The organism is Magnetococcales bacterium, from assembly GCA_015228935.1.
Classification (GTDB): domain Bacteria; phylum Pseudomonadota; class Magnetococcia; order Magnetococcales; family DC0425bin3; genus HA3dbin3.
Genome location: JADGCO010000007.1, coordinates 38,981 through 54,329, shown reverse-complemented (window position 1 = coordinate 54,329; position 15,349 = coordinate 38,981). Strand labels below are relative to the sequence as shown.

The 15,349-nt window shown below is 53.3% G+C and carries 14 protein-coding genes; 9 read left to right on the top strand and 5 right to left on the bottom strand.

Annotated elements, in window-relative coordinates; translation table 11 throughout:
• The first annotated feature begins 189 nt into the window (after positions 1-189).
• Positions 190-4,395 (top strand): PAS domain S-box protein, encoded by a 4,206-nt coding sequence (locus HQL65_03680; protein ID MBF0135314.1) that lies wholly within the window; start codon positions 190-192, stop codon positions 4,393-4,395.
• Between the two features lie 61 nt (positions 4,396-4,456).
• Entirely contained in the window at positions 4,457-5,380 is a 924-nt protein-coding gene (locus HQL65_03675) for a diguanylate cyclase (protein ID MBF0135313.1), read from the top strand.
• Here the strand turns inward: HQL65_03675 and HQL65_03670 are convergent.
• The 3 genes from HQL65_03670 to HQL65_03660 all read right to left on the bottom strand — a co-directional run bounded on the left by HQL65_03670 (position 5,362) and on the right by HQL65_03660 (position 6,879).
• Positions 5,362-5,706: a HigA family addiction module antidote protein gene (locus HQL65_03670; GenBank protein MBF0135312.1), complete on the bottom strand. Its 345-nt coding sequence runs from the start codon at positions 5,704-5,706 to the stop codon at positions 5,362-5,364. The two genes, HQL65_03675 and HQL65_03670, sit on opposite strands and share 19 nt — an antisense overlap.
• 185 nt (positions 5,707-5,891) lie before the next feature.
• Positions 5,892-6,170 carry a type II toxin-antitoxin system RelE/ParE family toxin gene (locus HQL65_03665; GenBank protein MBF0135311.1) on the bottom strand — a complete coding sequence of 93 codons (279 nt, stop codon included), beginning with the start codon at positions 6,168-6,170 and terminating at the stop codon, positions 5,892-5,894.
• 187 nt (positions 6,171-6,357) lie between these two features.
• Positions 6,358-6,879 carry a lytic transglycosylase domain-containing protein gene (locus HQL65_03660; GenBank protein MBF0135310.1) on the bottom strand — a complete coding sequence of 174 codons (522 nt, stop codon included), beginning with the start codon at positions 6,877-6,879 and terminating at the stop codon, positions 6,358-6,360.
• A gap of 691 nt (positions 6,880-7,570) precedes the next feature.
• On the opposite strand from HQL65_03660, the gene HQL65_03655 reads away from it, so the two are divergent.
• From HQL65_03655 to HQL65_03635, 5 genes are all read left to right on the top strand, one after another.
• The gene (locus tag HQL65_03655) at positions 7,571-8,119 is read left to right on the top strand and encodes an O-acetyl-ADP-ribose deacetylase (protein MBF0135309.1); all 549 of its coding nucleotides are present in this window, start codon (positions 7,571-7,573) and stop codon (positions 8,117-8,119) included.
• A 105-nt stretch (positions 8,120-8,224) separates the two neighbouring features.
• Positions 8,225-8,518, top strand: a complete 294-nt coding sequence (locus HQL65_03650) for a nucleotidyltransferase family protein (protein ID MBF0135308.1) — start codon at positions 8,225-8,227, stop codon at positions 8,516-8,518.
• 13 nt (positions 8,519-8,531) lie between these two features.
• Positions 8,532-8,867 (top strand): DUF86 domain-containing protein, encoded by a 336-nt coding sequence (locus tag HQL65_03645; GenBank protein ID MBF0135307.1) that lies wholly within the window; start codon positions 8,532-8,534, stop codon positions 8,865-8,867.
• A gap of 303 nt (positions 8,868-9,170) precedes the next feature.
• Positions 9,171-9,491 (top strand): nucleotidyltransferase domain-containing protein, encoded by a 321-nt coding sequence (locus HQL65_03640; protein MBF0135306.1) that lies wholly within the window; start codon positions 9,171-9,173, stop codon positions 9,489-9,491.
• On the top strand, positions 9,475-9,873 hold the full coding sequence (locus tag HQL65_03635) for a HEPN domain-containing protein (protein MBF0135305.1): 399 nt from the start codon (positions 9,475-9,477) through the stop codon (positions 9,871-9,873). The genes HQL65_03640 and HQL65_03635 overlap by 17 nt, the downstream gene beginning before the upstream one ends.
• Before the next feature lie 44 nt (positions 9,874-9,917).
• Here HQL65_03635 and HQL65_03630 read toward each other — a convergent pair whose 3' ends face one another.
• Positions 9,918-10,232, bottom strand: a complete 315-nt coding sequence (locus HQL65_03630; protein MBF0135304.1) for a cytochrome c — start codon at positions 10,230-10,232, stop codon at positions 9,918-9,920.
• 33 nt (positions 10,233-10,265) lie between these two features.
• Between HQL65_03630 and HQL65_03625 the strand changes: the two genes are divergently transcribed.
• The gene (locus tag HQL65_03625) at positions 10,266-11,234 is read left to right on the top strand and encodes a 2-dehydropantoate 2-reductase (GenBank protein ID MBF0135303.1); all 969 of its coding nucleotides are present in this window, start codon (positions 10,266-10,268) and stop codon (positions 11,232-11,234) included.
• Positions 11,235-11,621: 387 nt separating this feature from the next.
• On the opposite strand, the gene HQL65_03620 is transcribed toward HQL65_03625, so the two are convergent.
• Positions 11,622-12,881 carry a heme NO-binding domain-containing protein gene (locus tag HQL65_03620; GenBank protein MBF0135302.1) on the bottom strand — a complete coding sequence of 420 codons (1,260 nt, stop codon included), beginning with the start codon at positions 12,879-12,881 and terminating at the stop codon, positions 11,622-11,624.
• A 130-nt stretch (positions 12,882-13,011) separates the two neighbouring features.
• On the opposite strand from HQL65_03620, the gene HQL65_03615 reads away from it, so the two are divergent.
• Complete coding sequence (locus HQL65_03615) at positions 13,012-15,348, top strand: type I secretion system permease/ATPase (GenBank protein ID MBF0135301.1); 2,337 nt, start codon at positions 13,012-13,014, stop codon at positions 15,346-15,348.
• The last annotated feature ends 1 nt before the right edge of the window (position 15,349 follow it).

Sequence of the window (15,349 nt, the reverse complement as noted above, 5' to 3'; positions counted from 1 at the left end):
ATTTAAATTTTCAGCATATTGATTGACCAATGTAATATTCAGAAATTTGAGAATTCTGTTGACAGATTTGTCAAATGTTATCACTATTTAACGTAGTTCTGATAATTCAATGCTCGGACTGGATTGCAGATCGGCTATTGTTCTATGTTGATTATAATGCAATATTTTGAATAAAAAGGTGTATGTATTATGGACAAGTCCGGCGGAGCGGTTGATGCGGCGACCCCCACTTGGCGCATTCGACGGCCTTTGCTGGTTTCGTTTGTCGCATCTGCCGGGTTGATGTTGTTTTTTTTTGCGCTTTCCATCGATTGGATACGTCATGCCCTGGAGATGGAGGCCTATGACAAGGTGAAACAGGATGTGTCAGGAACTTTGCAAGGTTTCCTGACAGAAAATGTGCGCACCATGACGACCATTCTCAATTTGTTGCAGGGTGATCCACGCTACAGGGTTCCCTTTCAGGCGCGGGACCGGGAGACGTTGCTTGCCAACACTCAAAAACTCCATGATAATTTATTAAAGGCAAACGGTATCACCCATTTTTATTTTCACGGTCCAGATCGTGTCAACTTTCTGCGTGTTTATGATCCTGCACGGTATGGGGATCTTGTCCAGCGCCAGACTTTGCTGGAAGCAGAAAAAAATGGCGTCGTGACACATGGCCTGGAGCTGGGATCAAGCAACACCCTGACCCTGCGGGTTGTGATGCCATGGAATGCGGAGGGCAGACGGATCGGATTTGTTGAATTGGGCATGGAGGTACAGTCACTGCTGGAGCCGGTCAAGTCGATCTTGCGGTTTGATTTATTGATGTTTCTCAACAAAAAGTTCATTGATCGCAAGACATGGGAAAAAGGCATGTCTTTGCTTGAACGGCGTGCAGACTGGGAACAATTGGACAATACCGTCCTGGTCGCCAGTACCCTGGCTGAAATGCCGTCAGGAGTGGTCGAACATTTACGCACGGGAACCCAAAAAATTTCTCTCATATCCGGCAGGCTGAAAGCCCTTTACAAAGGTGACCACATCCATGTTGTTTCCGTTCCCGTGTCGGACATTGGTGGACGTTCGGTGGCGCGCCTTGTGGCACTCTTCAACGATACCAGCGTGGACCAGATTACTAATCGGCATTTACTGATGTTCTTGATGGGCAATCTGGGTGTCGCTGCACTGTTGGGGTTGATGTTTCACCGCATCCTGACTGTCCTGGAGGGGCGCTTGCGGCGTGCCAATAGTGATCTGCGCCACAGTGAACAGCGATTGCGGGCCATTCTGGACACGGCGATGGATGCCATCATTTCCATTGATACCGAAAGTCATATTCTGGAATTCAACCCGGCAGCGGAAAAAATATTCGGCTATCGCAAAGAGGATGTCCTGGGCAAGGATATCCGTGAGACCATCATTCCCCAGGAAATGCGCGACGCACATCGTCGCGGTATGGCCCGTTATCTTGCCACCGGCGAAAAGCGGGTCATCAATCGCCACATTGAACTTGTTTCCGTGGATGTCAACGGGACCCGCATTCCCACGGAGGTTGCCATTACCGTGACGCCCGGCCAGGATTCCACCTTTTTTACTGCCTATCTGCGCGACATCACCTTGCGCAAGCAGATATTGAAATCTCTCGAAGATGCCATTGCCAATTCTGCTTCTGCCAATCTGGAGCTGCGCAACGAAGTCATGCGCCATGAAAAAACCTTTTCCCTGCTCCAGAGCAGCGAAGAACGTTTTCGTTCGGTGACCACCTCCATATGGGACGCCATCATTGCCGTTGACCAGGATCAGAACATTATTTTCTGGAACCAGGGTGCCCAGATATTGTTCGGCTATGTGGAAGAAGAAATACTTGGCAAGAAGCTGGATCTTTTGGTTCCAGAGCGCTACGGCGATGCCCATCGGCGTGGTTTTCTGCGTTGTCTGAATCAGGATGGCAGGGGACCCCTGATCAATCAGATTACCGAGCTGGCGGGAATCCACAGGGATGGACGGGAGCTTCCCCTGGAAATGTCCCTGAATTCCTGGGTCAGTGCAGAGAATCAGCGGTTTTTCTCTGCCGTGATTCGCGACATTTCCGAACGCCAACAGGCGAACGCCGCCCTGCTCGAAGCCAAGAATGCCGCCGAAAAAGCCAATCAGGCCAAGAGCATTTTTCTGGCCAACATGAGCCACGAAATACGTACCCCCATGAACACCATCATCGGTATGGGGTATTTGCTCTCCCAATCTGATCTGGAACCGAACCAACAGGTGCAAATGCAAAAAATCCAGATCGCTGCCGAGACCTTGCTTGGCATCATCGATGACATTCTGGATTTTTCCAAAATTGAGGCTGGTCATCTGGAACTGGAACACGTTCCATTCAATCTCCAGTCTGTACTGAGCAAGGTATCCGGCATGATCTCTCTGCGTGCCGAGGAAAAGGGCTTGGAAGTGATGTTTGCTGTTCCGGCTACTTTGCCCCGTGCCTTGATTGGCGATGCGTTGCGCCTGGAACAGATTCTGCTCAATCTGGGCACGAATGCGGTCAAATTCACCCGTTCCGGCGAGGTTGTCTTTCGTGTTGATCCAATTGAAGAGATGGAAAATTCCATCAAGCTTGAATTTACGGTCAAGGATACCGGTATTGGCTTGTCGCAAGAGCAGATTGATGGCTTGTTCCAGGCTTTTTCCCAGGCCGATACCTCGACCACACGCAATTATGGTGGGACCGGGCTTGGCCTCGCCATCTGCAAACGCCTTGTGGGCATGATGGGGGGAGAAATTTTTGTAAACAGTATATTGGGTTCGGGAAGCAAATTTTCTTTTATCGTATCGTTCGAGAAACAATTTCAGTCCGCAGTTGATGCAGCCAGGATGCCAGTCAAACCTGCCCAATTGGAGTCTCTTCGGGTTCTTATTGCCGATGATAATGACAGTGCCCGTGAAATACTCGAAAACATGGTCAGGGAACTTGGCTTGTCCCATACTTCCGTCACGTCGGGGGAAGCCGCCATCGGTGAACTCGAACGGGCCATGCGTCAGGACAATCGTCCCTATGACATGGTCCTGCTTGATTGGCACATGCCCGGCATGGACGGCATCGAGACGGCGCGTCGCATATCCAACAATGACCAGATTGCCCGGTCGTCCATGGTTGTCATGGTGACGGCCTTTGACCGGCGCAATGTCATGACCGAGGCCAGGAATGTCGGCATCCAAAGGGTCATTCTCAAACCGGTCACCCCTTCCGTGCTGCTCAACACCATCCTGGATATGCATGGTAGAGACAACAGTCCGGTGCTGTACGAAACCATTGACGATGCAGAAACACAGGAACATCGGAACATATTGCAGGGTGCCAGAGTTCTTGTTGTCGAGGATCATGATGTCAACTGGCAGGTGGCGGAAGGGATTCTCGGCAAGGCAGGCATCATCACGGAGCGGGCCACCAACGGACTGGTTGCCGTGGAACGTATTCTGAATCACCACGGCCAGTTCGATTGTCTCCTCATGGATCTGCAAATGCCGGTCATGGATGGGTACGTTGCCACTCAAAAATTGCGCGAAAAATTGACTCCGGCACAATTGCCCATCATTGCCATGACCGCCCATGCCCTGAAAAGTGAACAGGAACGGTGTCTGGCCCTCGGCATGAACGACTACATGACCAAACCGGTCAATATCAAAAATCTGTTCAAGACGCTGGCCAGGGTTCTGGCTCCTCTCCTGGAGAGCAGACGAAAATCCCAGCCCGTGATTGCCAATCCTGGCGATCTTTCTGCCAGGCAGGAAAAGATGGCACAGACGGAACTGTATGGCATCGACGTTCAGGATGCCCTGGAGCGTTTTGATGGGGATTTTGATTTGCTGAACAAACTGCTCACGGCTTTTGCAAATAAATACGCAGCCTTGAGTGCCGAAGTGACCACACTTCTTGACCAGTCCGACATGGAAGGCATCCAACGCCTGGTCCATGGCATCAAAGGTTCTGCCGGGAATGTCTCGGCCAAAAAGGTTGCGCTCCTGGCCGGCAAAATTGAAAAAATGATTCGTCAAAACGACATTTCAGGATGCAAACTGGCCATCCATGCCATGACCGGGGAAGTGGCACATGTGATCCAGGCCATTGCCCATTGGCAACCCCTTCCGGTCCGGCTCTCTTCAAGCGAGAGTGAAGGTCTTGTCGGCAATGGACACCAGATTGAAGACCGCTTGAGAGAATTGCATCGCTTGATTCAAGACCAGGATTTTCAAGCCCGGGAAGTTTTTAAATCCATCAAGATGCATCTGGTTTTGCATGTGGATGGTTTGATCGTCTCCAGGATCGAACACTGTCTGGACAATCTTGAATTTGAGGATGGCGCAAGACTGGTGAATGATTTGCTTGTTGATTATAATGAACAATCCTGATGATCTTGCCAGGGGTGGCCCGGGTCCTGACTTTAAACTGCCGGCACTGAAGAAAAACCGGATGGAAAATTCAATCAAAAAACCTGTTATTCTTGTTGTGGATGACGAGCCTGTCAATATCGAGGTATTGGCGAAAATTCTTCAGCCTGACTACCGCGTTTTGTTTTCGACCCAGCCACGCAAAGTCAGGGAATTGGCAGAGAGCAAGGAACCTGACTTGATTCTCCTTGATGTCATCATGCCGGAAATGGATGGTTACGAAGTGTGCCGGGATTTGAAGAGTCACGTCACCACGCACGAAATTCCGGTCATCTTTGTCACGGCCATGGATGAAGAGCAATTCGAGACGATTGGTTTCGAGGCCGGTGGCGTGGACTATGTAGCCAAACCGATCAAACCCTTCATCTTGCGGGCCAGGGTCAAAGCCCATATTGAACTCAAACTCAAGAATGATCTGCTGAAGAAAATTGCCGCAATTGATGGCCTGACCGGCATTGCCAACCGGCGACGTTTGGATGAATTTTTGCGTCAGGAGTGGGGTCGCAGCATCCGGCAGGGCGATGTTTCCCTGGCGGCCATTCTCATTGATGTCGATTATTTTAAAAAATTCAACGACAATTACGGCCATCAGGCCGGGGACCAATGCCTGAGAGATATCGCCAGTGCCATGGCGGCGACCCTGGAGCGCAGTGCCGACCTGGTGGCCCGCTATGGCGGCGAAGAGTTTGCCTGTATTCTACCGTCAACACCCATGGTTGGAGCGGTCCATTTGGCAGAAAAAATTCAAAAAGCGGTCGCCGACCTGCGCATTCCCCATCATCACTCCACGGTTGACACCATTGTCACCCTGAGCATGGGTGTTGCCAGTATTGTTCCCACGCCGGAGTGTGACCCACAATCCCTTTTCCAGGCAGCGGATCAAATGCTCTATGATGCCAAGAGAAGCGGCAGAAACCGGATCATGTATCAAACAATTTTCGGGTGAATTCCTGGTGGATACCGGAAAGGCGTCACTTCTCTTTCCAAAACTCCAGAAGCATCCAACTGGTCACGTGCCTGCTCCATGTCATAATGGGATTGCAGGTTGGACCAGAATCCGGGATCCATACTGAAAAAACGTCCAAGTCGCCATGCCGTATCTGCTGTAATGGAACGCAGGCCCCGCACGATTTCGCTGATTCGCATCTGAGGAACACCCAAACACTTGGCCAGATGGTACTGGGTAATGCCCAAGGGTTCCATGAACTCTTCTTTAAGAATTTCACCTGGGTGTATGGGGGGAATTCTGGCCTTGATTGTCTTGGTGTTCATTTTTGGTGTGCCATTTGAGTAGGAAACTGTCTGAAAGTGGCAAACTTAAAAATTATCAATAAACTCTAAAAAGAACCTACTTCAAAATTTGTATTTTTTATAAAAACACCCGTAGACGCAGTTTATGAAAGTTCAAAAGATGCCATTAACCCACCTTGTTACTGGCATTCAAAAGAAATTCCAGATCAATGGTAGTCTGTAATTTCCACATCATGAACATTTTCCCCTTGCATCCGGAAACATATCCTCCACTGTTTGTTGATCCGTATACTGCACTCTCCAGCCCGGTCACCTTGCAAAGTTTCCAAGTGATTTCCGGGTGGAATACGAAGTGCCTCCAGGCTGGGAGCCGCATGAAGCATGAGCAGTTTTCTTAATGCAACTCTATGAATGTTTTGAAACTTTCGTGAAAACTCCCGACGAAAAACTTTTTCGGTCTCGGTACACCGAAACGATTTGATCATTGGTTGAATCTCCATAAAAATGCATATGGAGCAAGTCAACGGATTTATTCCGAAATGTCACGCGCATAAGCCATATCTCCATACTGTGTTGACAATGCGAAGAATGCTATCGCGCAACGATAGTGATGTCAAGGCCCATGATGTCTGCAAGCCCTTCCTTGAATTCATTTGACTTTCAGGCATCCCATCAAGTTGTCTGCGATGTCATCAGGCGGTTGATGCGGGCAATATAGTTGCGGGTTTCCTTGGGCATGGGATCCTCACGGCGATCCACGTTGCCCATGCCCCAATTGTAGGCGGCCAGGGCGGTATTCCGGTTGCCCTGATAGCGATCCAGAAGCTGTTTGAGATACTTTGCTCCGGCCATCACGTTTTGTTCCGGATTGAAAGGATCGGTCACTCCCAGCTCTTCGGCGGTTTCCGGCATGAGCTGCATCAAGCCCTGCGCACCGGCCCGGGAGACCGCTTTGGGATTGAAGCCACTCTCCGTTTGCACCACGGCCCGCAACAATTTTGGATCCAGACCATTCTGGCGGGCAGCGCGGGTGATCAATGGATCATAAGGGGTGGACTGGGCGGGGGTCATGCTCTCCCGCACCAGACGCCGATACAAGGCATCCAGGGCTGCCGGGTCGGTGTTTTGGCCCAGGGGCTGGGTTGTGGTTGCCCGTTGGGCGGTGCGTGATTTCTGGCCGGGGGCTGACGACATGGACTGGATTTCAGAGGTCAGAAAAGCCTGTTCAGACTTGGAAAGCGCTGCCAGTCCCGGAGCCTTCCCGGGCATGGAACCCACCCTTGCTCCTGCCTGTCCCTGGATGACTCCCATGGATCCAACACCCTGTGCCACAAACAGTTGCTGGAATCCTTCCGCCAGCCAACTCATTTCGGCATTGCTCAGGGAAGCCAGTCCCGGGGCCGGGCCGGGTTGCAGAAAGGCGTCGGTGGTGACCCCTGTCAGAGTGCTGTCCGTCATGGGAAACCAGGCCGGATGGGTCGTTCCCTCCGAGGAACGTATGGCTGCTCCCATGCCGCCACCTGTCAACCATGGCGTCTCCATCTGTGCCATGGCACCCGGCGATGGCATCCCGGAAAAGGGCGCGTTTTCCGCTGAACGACTGACACCCCGGAAAGCCAGGTTCAAATCATCCTGAAAAGCCGATGTGCCACCTTTGGTCCCACCGGATCCGGTCTGGGCCAAAGGGAGGGTTGGTAAGGGAATACTTGTCACGTCCAGCATGGCTCTTTACCCTGGGTCTGAAGGATTCGTGGGAGCAGAAACATCCATCACTCTGGCAGGGTGCAATGCAATCTTCATACCATCTTATCAGGAATCGCATCCCACGTCCTGTAACGAAATCGTAACAATGGCTTGATAATCAAAAATTTTCAGGAGAATAACCATGCAAAACACGCCGGGAGTCACGTACACCCTGGAGGTACTAACGGGGGATATCACCCGTCTGGAAGTTGACGCCATCGTCAACGCTGCCAACACCTCCCTGCTGGGAGGAGGCGGTGTGGATGGTGCCATCCATCGGGCAGGGGGGCCGACAATCCTGGCCGAGTGCAAAAAAATCCGCAAAAATCAATACCCTGATGGGTTACCCACCGGCGAGGCCGTTATCACTACCGGTGGCAATTTGCCAACACGTCATGTGATCCACACGGTGGGGCCGATCTATCACCAGGAAAAAGATCCGGCAGCCCGTCTGGCCGACTGTTATCGTAACTGCCTACGCTTGGCCATGACCCATGGCCTGACTTCGGTGGCTTTTTCCGCCATCAGCACCGGAGTTTATGGCTATCCGAAGGAGGCCGCAGCCCAGGTGGCCGTTGCGACCATTCGGGCGACATTGGCAGCCGGGAGCGGTTCCTTGTGCCGGGTTTTGCTGGTGGCTTTTACAAAGGCCGATGCGGCCATATTGGAAAGTTCGCTGGATCGGGGATAGAATGGGATACGGTCAGCGTTGTTCAATCCGTTGGGGCTATTGACTGGGCCATGCGCGAGAGGAGAGCCTTCCGGACTCCTTGGCATGAAACGAGGAAACAAACCTATGAACCGCCAGGAAGTTCTTGACCTGCTTACCGCCCATAAGGAAGAAATGATTCGTCTCTTCGGGGTCAAGCATCTGGCCTTGTTTGGTTCGACTGCCAGGGGCGATACTCGACCGGACAGTGACGTAGATCTGTTGGTGGAATTTGATGGAAGCACCACGGTCAAAGGGTATTTTGGTGTCCTGGATTATTTGGAGCAGCTTTTGGGTGTCAGAGTGGACCTGGCCACACATGCCATGATCAAACCATGGTTATGGGCGCATATCAAGAAGGACCTGCTCCATGTCGCGTGACTGGATTCATTTCTTGCAGGATATTATTGACGCCTGTCACAAGGTCGTGAGATACACTGACAGAATGAGTCTGGAGGAATTCCAAAACAACCCATTGATATTTGATGCTGTGGTTCTCAATCTCCTGATCGTTGGAGAAGCGAGCAAGCACTTGCCGGATGAAGCCAAACTGGCCATGCCAGGAGTGGAATGGTCTTTGGCTGCCAGATTTCGTAATCTTGTTGCCCATCATTACTATACCCTTGATCCGGATATGGTCTGGGATATCGTGCGGCTGGAAATTCCTCACATGGAAACGACTGCGAGACAATACCTCAACGACCAGGGAGTTGTACCGGATTTTCCATGATCGATCAATCAACATGGCCTTGATTGTCTGAGAGGCTGTCTAATAACTTGTTAATTTCAAAAAAACGAATGAAAAACAGGGATGGATGTCCAAGAGGGAGGGCTGTTTTTTTTGGTGGTGCCATGCCATGACCTGTTCACCTTGAATTTGCGTGACAATTCCACACCCGGAGAAGCATCATGCACTTGGCTTGAAAGTGCTTCAAAATCAATGAGTCATCGGATAAGATGAAGCGCATCGTGGCAACGGGTCAGGTTGTCGTGGGTTACCACCGAAAATCGGGTTGGACGAGGAGGACGTTTCATGATCGATGAGCAGACAATTCAAAAAATCGGTGCCATGTTGGCTGATACTGCCGGGCCATCCCGGATCATCCTGTTTGGCTCCCATGCCCGGGGTGATGCCGGGGATCAGTCGGACTTGGATTTATTGGTTGTCAAACCAGTCGTCAATAATCGCCTGCGGGAGATTTCGCGGTTGCGTCAGGTGTTGCGTCCCATGCGCGTTCCCGTGGATCTTCTTGTTTGCTCCGTGCCAGAACTGAACGAATGCGGCAACCTGCCCAGTGGGGCCATATATTGGGCATTACGCGAGGGGAAAACCATCCATGACTCATTGGGATGAAGCCCGCCGTTTGTTGAGAAAAGCCGATCAGGACCGAACCATTTTTCATGTCATCAAAAATCATCCCAATATCGAAAGCGAGGCAGTCTGTTTCCATGCCCAACAGGCAGTAGAAAAAAGTCTGAAAGCGGTCTTGATGGCGAAAGGAGCCGTCTTTCGCCGAACCCATGATTTGGACGAATTGGTTGACAGGATCATCGACAATGGCATCACATTGCCATTTTCATCTGAGTATTTAAGTTTGCTGACTCCTTTCGCTGCACAATTACGTTATGAGGATTTGGATGTTGAAGAACTTACTCTGTTTGAAGTGGAGCGGATCATGGAGGAAGTATACCGCTGGGCGACCGATGCTATTCAGGTGGAAGGAAATGTACCTTGAGCGTCGGAGAAGCGAGCCGACTTCTGCCGGAGCTGTTACCCTGGTCAGGGAAATTTATAAAAGCTTTTGTCGAGGTACTCTGCCACATCTGCCACTTCTTCGTCAAACCAGTTGGTGCCGACGTTTTGGTTGCAGAATGCCACCATGGCAACCAGCTCTTTTTTGTTTTTCTTCTTGTGATCCGGGCGGGTGTAGATACGATGGGGGTCTCCGCCGAATTTGGCAGCATGGCAGGTCATACAGGACTTTTCATGCAGGGTACGGCCTTTTTCCACATCTGCTGCTGCGGCGCTGCCGGAAAAGCCTGCGACCAAAGGCAAAAAGGTTGACAGCAACATGCCGGCCATTATCTTCTTCATGAGATGTTTCCTTCCGGGTGAAAGATTGAATCCATGCACGTAACTCACTCTGATGCAGCCAAGGATACCAAAGCAACCCCCATTCCCCGGATTCTTGTCGTGGGAAGTGGTGCGGTTGGCGGCTATTATGGCGGACATTTGGCGCGGGCCGGTCTGGAAGTATCCGCCGTGTGCCGCTCGGACTTTGCAACCGTGCATGCCCAGGGAATCCGCATCGAAACGCCCCAGGGAGGGTTTCATTTTACGCCCGCCTCCGTCCTGCGCCAGGCCGCCGACTACGACGGATACCCGGATTATATCCTCGTCACCCTGAAAGTGCTGCCGGAAATCGTCATTGCTGACCTGATTCGCCCTGTGGTGGGGCCCAAGACGGTCATCCTGTTGATTCAGAATGGGGTTGACATTGAATCTGCCGTGGCCGCCGCCTTTCCTGACCAGGAAATTCTGAGCGGTTTGGCTTTTATTTGTGTCAGTCGCATGGCACCCGGTGTGCTGCGTCACACCTGCTATGGTCGGCTGGCCATCGGACGTTATCCGCGAGGGGAGTCATTGGCGGCCCGGAATCTGGCAGAATGGTTCGGCAAGGCAGGGGTTCCCTGTCTGGTTTCTGAATCCATTGTGACGGATCGTTGGCGAAAACTGGTCTGGAACGCCCCTTTCAATCCCATTTCGGTCCTGGGGGGTGGCTTGACCACCCGGGAGATCATGAATTCACCGGAATTGACCAGCCTCGCCCGGGCCGTGATGGAAGAGGTACTGGTCACGGCCCATGCGGCCGGCCATCCCCTGCCGTCGGAGGTGGTGGAAAAAAATCTGGCCGAAACCCGGACCATGCAGCCCTATAAGACAAGCATGCTTCTGGACCACGAGGCCAAGCGTCCCATGGAAATCGAGGCCATTCTGGGCAACACCGTCCGGATTGCCAGGGCACTGGGCGTGGCCATCCCGCGCATCGAAACGCTTTATGCCCTGCTGTCGGAAATTCAACACCGCTCGGTGTGAAATATAGTTCAAGGTTTTTCAGCGTGTTGCTGAAGGATTCATGCGGTTTGGAGAGATTTTTCGGGATGATTGCAAGGCAGGGAAAGTCAATGCCGCAGCCAGGATAAGAGTACCAACGCTTGCACAACAGAGATCAGGATCAATCCATAAGCCCCGCCAATATAGACCGCCGCCAGGATCCTGGATCCCAAATCCCGCGTTTGCTGCCATTTTTTTTGCGACCTGCTTCCCGACATGGCCTCGGCTCCCATTGTTTTCCAGCTTTTGACTTTTATTCAGCCAGAACCTTGCCAACACCTTACAGAGTCATGCAACTGTCTCGAAGCCTCTATTAGCAAGTCCCAGACCAATTGTAACAATTTGTGAGGTTTGCGGGTTGGGATGCATTCAGGGTCCCTGATACTGTTTGATTTCCGGGAGGACTTCCTGTTGGCGACTCCTGAGATACTCATCGATCACTGCCAAATCCCGGTGGGTCAAGTCGTTGAAGACCACCCGCACCAGGCGCTCCTGCTCCCGAACCTGGACGTGAAGCAGATTGCCCCAGACTTCCAAATCCTGGGGGCCGAGTTCCAGGGTATCGCCCTGCGAAAACCATTTCAGGGGCAGGGAAAAGCTGACCCAGACAGGATCGAAGAGGGAGAGATCATCCACGGCAGCAGACAAGGGCAGGGAGAAGGACCCCCCTCCGGCGGAGAGGTTTTGCAGGGTGGCCTTGTGTTCCTGACCGTTGAGGACAAAACGGGAATCAATGGGTTGCGACGGCTCGACCCGGTTGAAGACCCGATGGCCAAAATAGCCCTCGGCCATGCTGATCCGGAACAAGCGCACCACACCAAGATGGGGATAGACATCGCGCACATAGGCCACAAGGCCAATCGGCAAATGCGGCATGGACAAAAAAGTGCGACCTTCCGCCTGCATGGCCTGCAACTGTCCAGGCATCACGCGCACCAGGGCCTCGTTTTCGGAACACCCCTCCACCTTGCCCTTGCCGGAAAGAGGAACTCCCTTGAATTGATTGAAAAAGATAATTTCATCACCCCGTTGACGACAGGTCTCGAATTCCCGTGGCACATCCACAAAACGCATGAGAATGGGATCGTTGAAAGCCACCGAAAAACGACAGAGCGGGGAACCGTTTTTCATGCAGAGAAGTTCCCTCTGCGTGATCGGTTCATCAAAATACTCACCAATTCCCTGCACGATGCCTTTCAACAGGGGGCACAATTGGCGTTCTGAAAAGTAGACGATGGCTGCCTCACCATGCCGCAAACGCAGGGTACGAATGGGGGGGGGGACAACATTGGGATTTTGCGAATCCACCGCCCCCTGTAGAATCAAGGGGAGATTTTCCAGAATATCCATGGTGGTCCAATGGGTCTCGATCAATCCCATGGAAATGCCCATTTCCACCAGACCGCTGGCAATATGAATCCCCATGCGTTCCAGGACCGTTTCCAGATCGGTTTCCATGAGGCGTGTGGCCGACCGGAACAGGGCCATGATTTCCTGATCCGGATAATCAATTTCCGGGACGTACTCCTTCCCTTCGAGCATGGCCAGGGATTGGGCGCGCGTCCAGGATCCTGCCCCGATGGTCGTTTCGAGAAAATCTTCCATGGCCAAAAAAATGATACCCAGCATGCTTGCCTCGTGACTCGTGCCGTTTTTTTTCTCTGTTCTGATCGACAGGCATCCCACCCATGTTTATGCTATTATGCAAGTCAATTTCCATGTGTTCAAACAGAACAACAAAATCGGGACCAATTTTGGCATGACGCCCCATTCTTCTGCTGCGCCTGAACCTGCCGCGACGACATCGGCTGCGGTGCCTGAACCTGTCGCAACGACATCGGCTGCGGCGTCCGGGTCTGCTGCAACGACATCGGCTGCGGTGCCCGAACCCGTCACAACGACATCGGCTGCCGCTTCTGCACCTGTCACAACGGCATCCGCATCCCCTGCCTGGGAGACACCCTCAGGCCGGGCGACCTGGGATGATCCGTTGCTGCAATGTCTGGTCATCCTGACCCGGCATTGGCACCGTCCGGCCTCGGAAGAGGCTCTGCGGACGGGTTTGCCTCTGGTCGATAACCGGCTGACCCCGGAGCTTTTCATGCGTGCCGCCACCCGGGCCGGCCTGGCCGCTCGTACCATGCGCAAATCCCTGGAACGCATCTCTCCCCTGACCATGCCGGTCGTCCTGTTGCTCAAGGAGCGGCAGGCCTGCATCCTGACCAAACGGGATGATGTCACAAAAATGGCACACGTCATTCAACCCGACAGCGGCACCGGCACGGCGGAAATCTCCCTGGCAGAACTGAAACAACACTATGTCGGACATGCCATTTTTGTGCGACCGGCGTTTCAGTTCGATTCCCGCGCCGAAGAGCATACCGATCCCCCCCCCAAGACCTGGTTTTGGGGCACCCTGCGCCGTTATTGGCCGATCTATGGCGAGGTGATCATTGCTTCGCTCCTGATCAATCTGTTCACCCTGGCCAGTCCGTTGTTTGTGATGAATGTCTATGATCGGGTGGTGCCCAACAATGCCATGGAGACCCTGTGGGTCCTGGCCATTGGTGTCACATCGGTTTATCTATTTGATTTTATTCTTCGTTCGTTGCGGGGCTATTTTTTGGACATGGCCGGCAAAAAGGCCGACATGCTCATGGCCAGCATGCTCTTCGAACATGTCATCGGTCTGCGCATGGTGGCCCAGCCCGGCTCGACCGGTGCCTTGGCCAAGCATCTGCATGAATTTGAATCTTTGCGGGATTTTTTTACCTCGGCCACCCTGACGGCCTTCATGGACCTTCCCTTTCTGGTGTTGTTCCTCTGGATGGTGGCCTTTTTGGGCAAGTCGGCGGCCTGGTTTCCGCTCATGACCGTGCCGGTCGTTCTGCTGGTGGGCATTCTGTTGCAGTTTCCCCTGGGGCGCGAGGTCAAAAAAAGCTTCAAAGAGTCGTCCCAGAAACATGCCGTTCTTGTGGAAACCTTGAATGGTCTGGAAGCGATTCAAACCCTGGGTGCCACCGGGGTCATGCAACGCAAATGGGAACAGTGCGTGGCCATGACGGCGGATTCGGGCCTGAAATCGCGCTTCATCTCCTCGCTGGCCGTCAATTTTGCGGCATTGGCCACCAATCTGGCCACGGTGGCGGTCGTGGTCCATGGTTCCTATCTCATCGCCGCCGGCGAGCTGACCACGGGTGCCCTGGTGGCCTGTTCCATTCTGACGGGCCGTGCCCTGGCACCTTTGTCCCAGATTGCCGGCATTCTGGTCCGCCTTCAGCAATCTTTGGTCTCCCTGAAAATGCTCAACCGGATCATGACCCTGCCGGTGGAACGTCCCCCGGGAGTCCGCTTTCTCCATCGCCCGCAACTTTCTGGCGGCATCACCTTCCAGGAGGTGTTATTCCAGTATCCGGGTCTCTCTGCCCCGGTCCTGCGCCAGGTCTCTTTTCATATCCGGGCCGGGGAACGGGTCGGCTTCATTGGGCGGATCGGGTCGGGGAAAAGCACCATTTTCAAGCTGATTTTGGGTCTTCTCCAACCCCAGGAAGGGGCCATATTGGCGGATGGGGCCGATATTCGTCAGATTGATCCGGCTGATCTGCGGCGCAGCATCGGCTGTGTCCCCCAGGAACCGCTGCTCTTTTTTGGAACCGCCCGGGACAATATCACCCTGGGGCATCCGTTTGCCGACGATCTGGATGTCCTGCGGGCCGCGACCTTGGCTGGGGCAGACGTTTTCATCGGCAGGCACCCCCAGGGGTTTGATCTGCCCATAGGCGAGGGGGGGAGGGGCCTCTCCGGCGGACAGCGCCAAAGTCTGGCCATTGCCCGTGCCCTGGTGGCCGATCCGCCGCTGCTCCTTCTCGACGAACCGACCAGCGCCATGGACAGTGGTGCCGAAGAGCGTTTCAAACACAATCTCTCGGCCATTCTGCCCGGAAAAACCCTGCTCCTCGTGACCCACAAGGCCTCCCTGCTGACCCTGGTGGAACGGTTGATCCTGGTGGAGGATGGGCGCATCCTGGCTGACGGACCCCGGGATGTGGTCCTGCGGCAACTCGCCGAAGGTCGCTTCCGGCAGGCTGGAGGGTGAG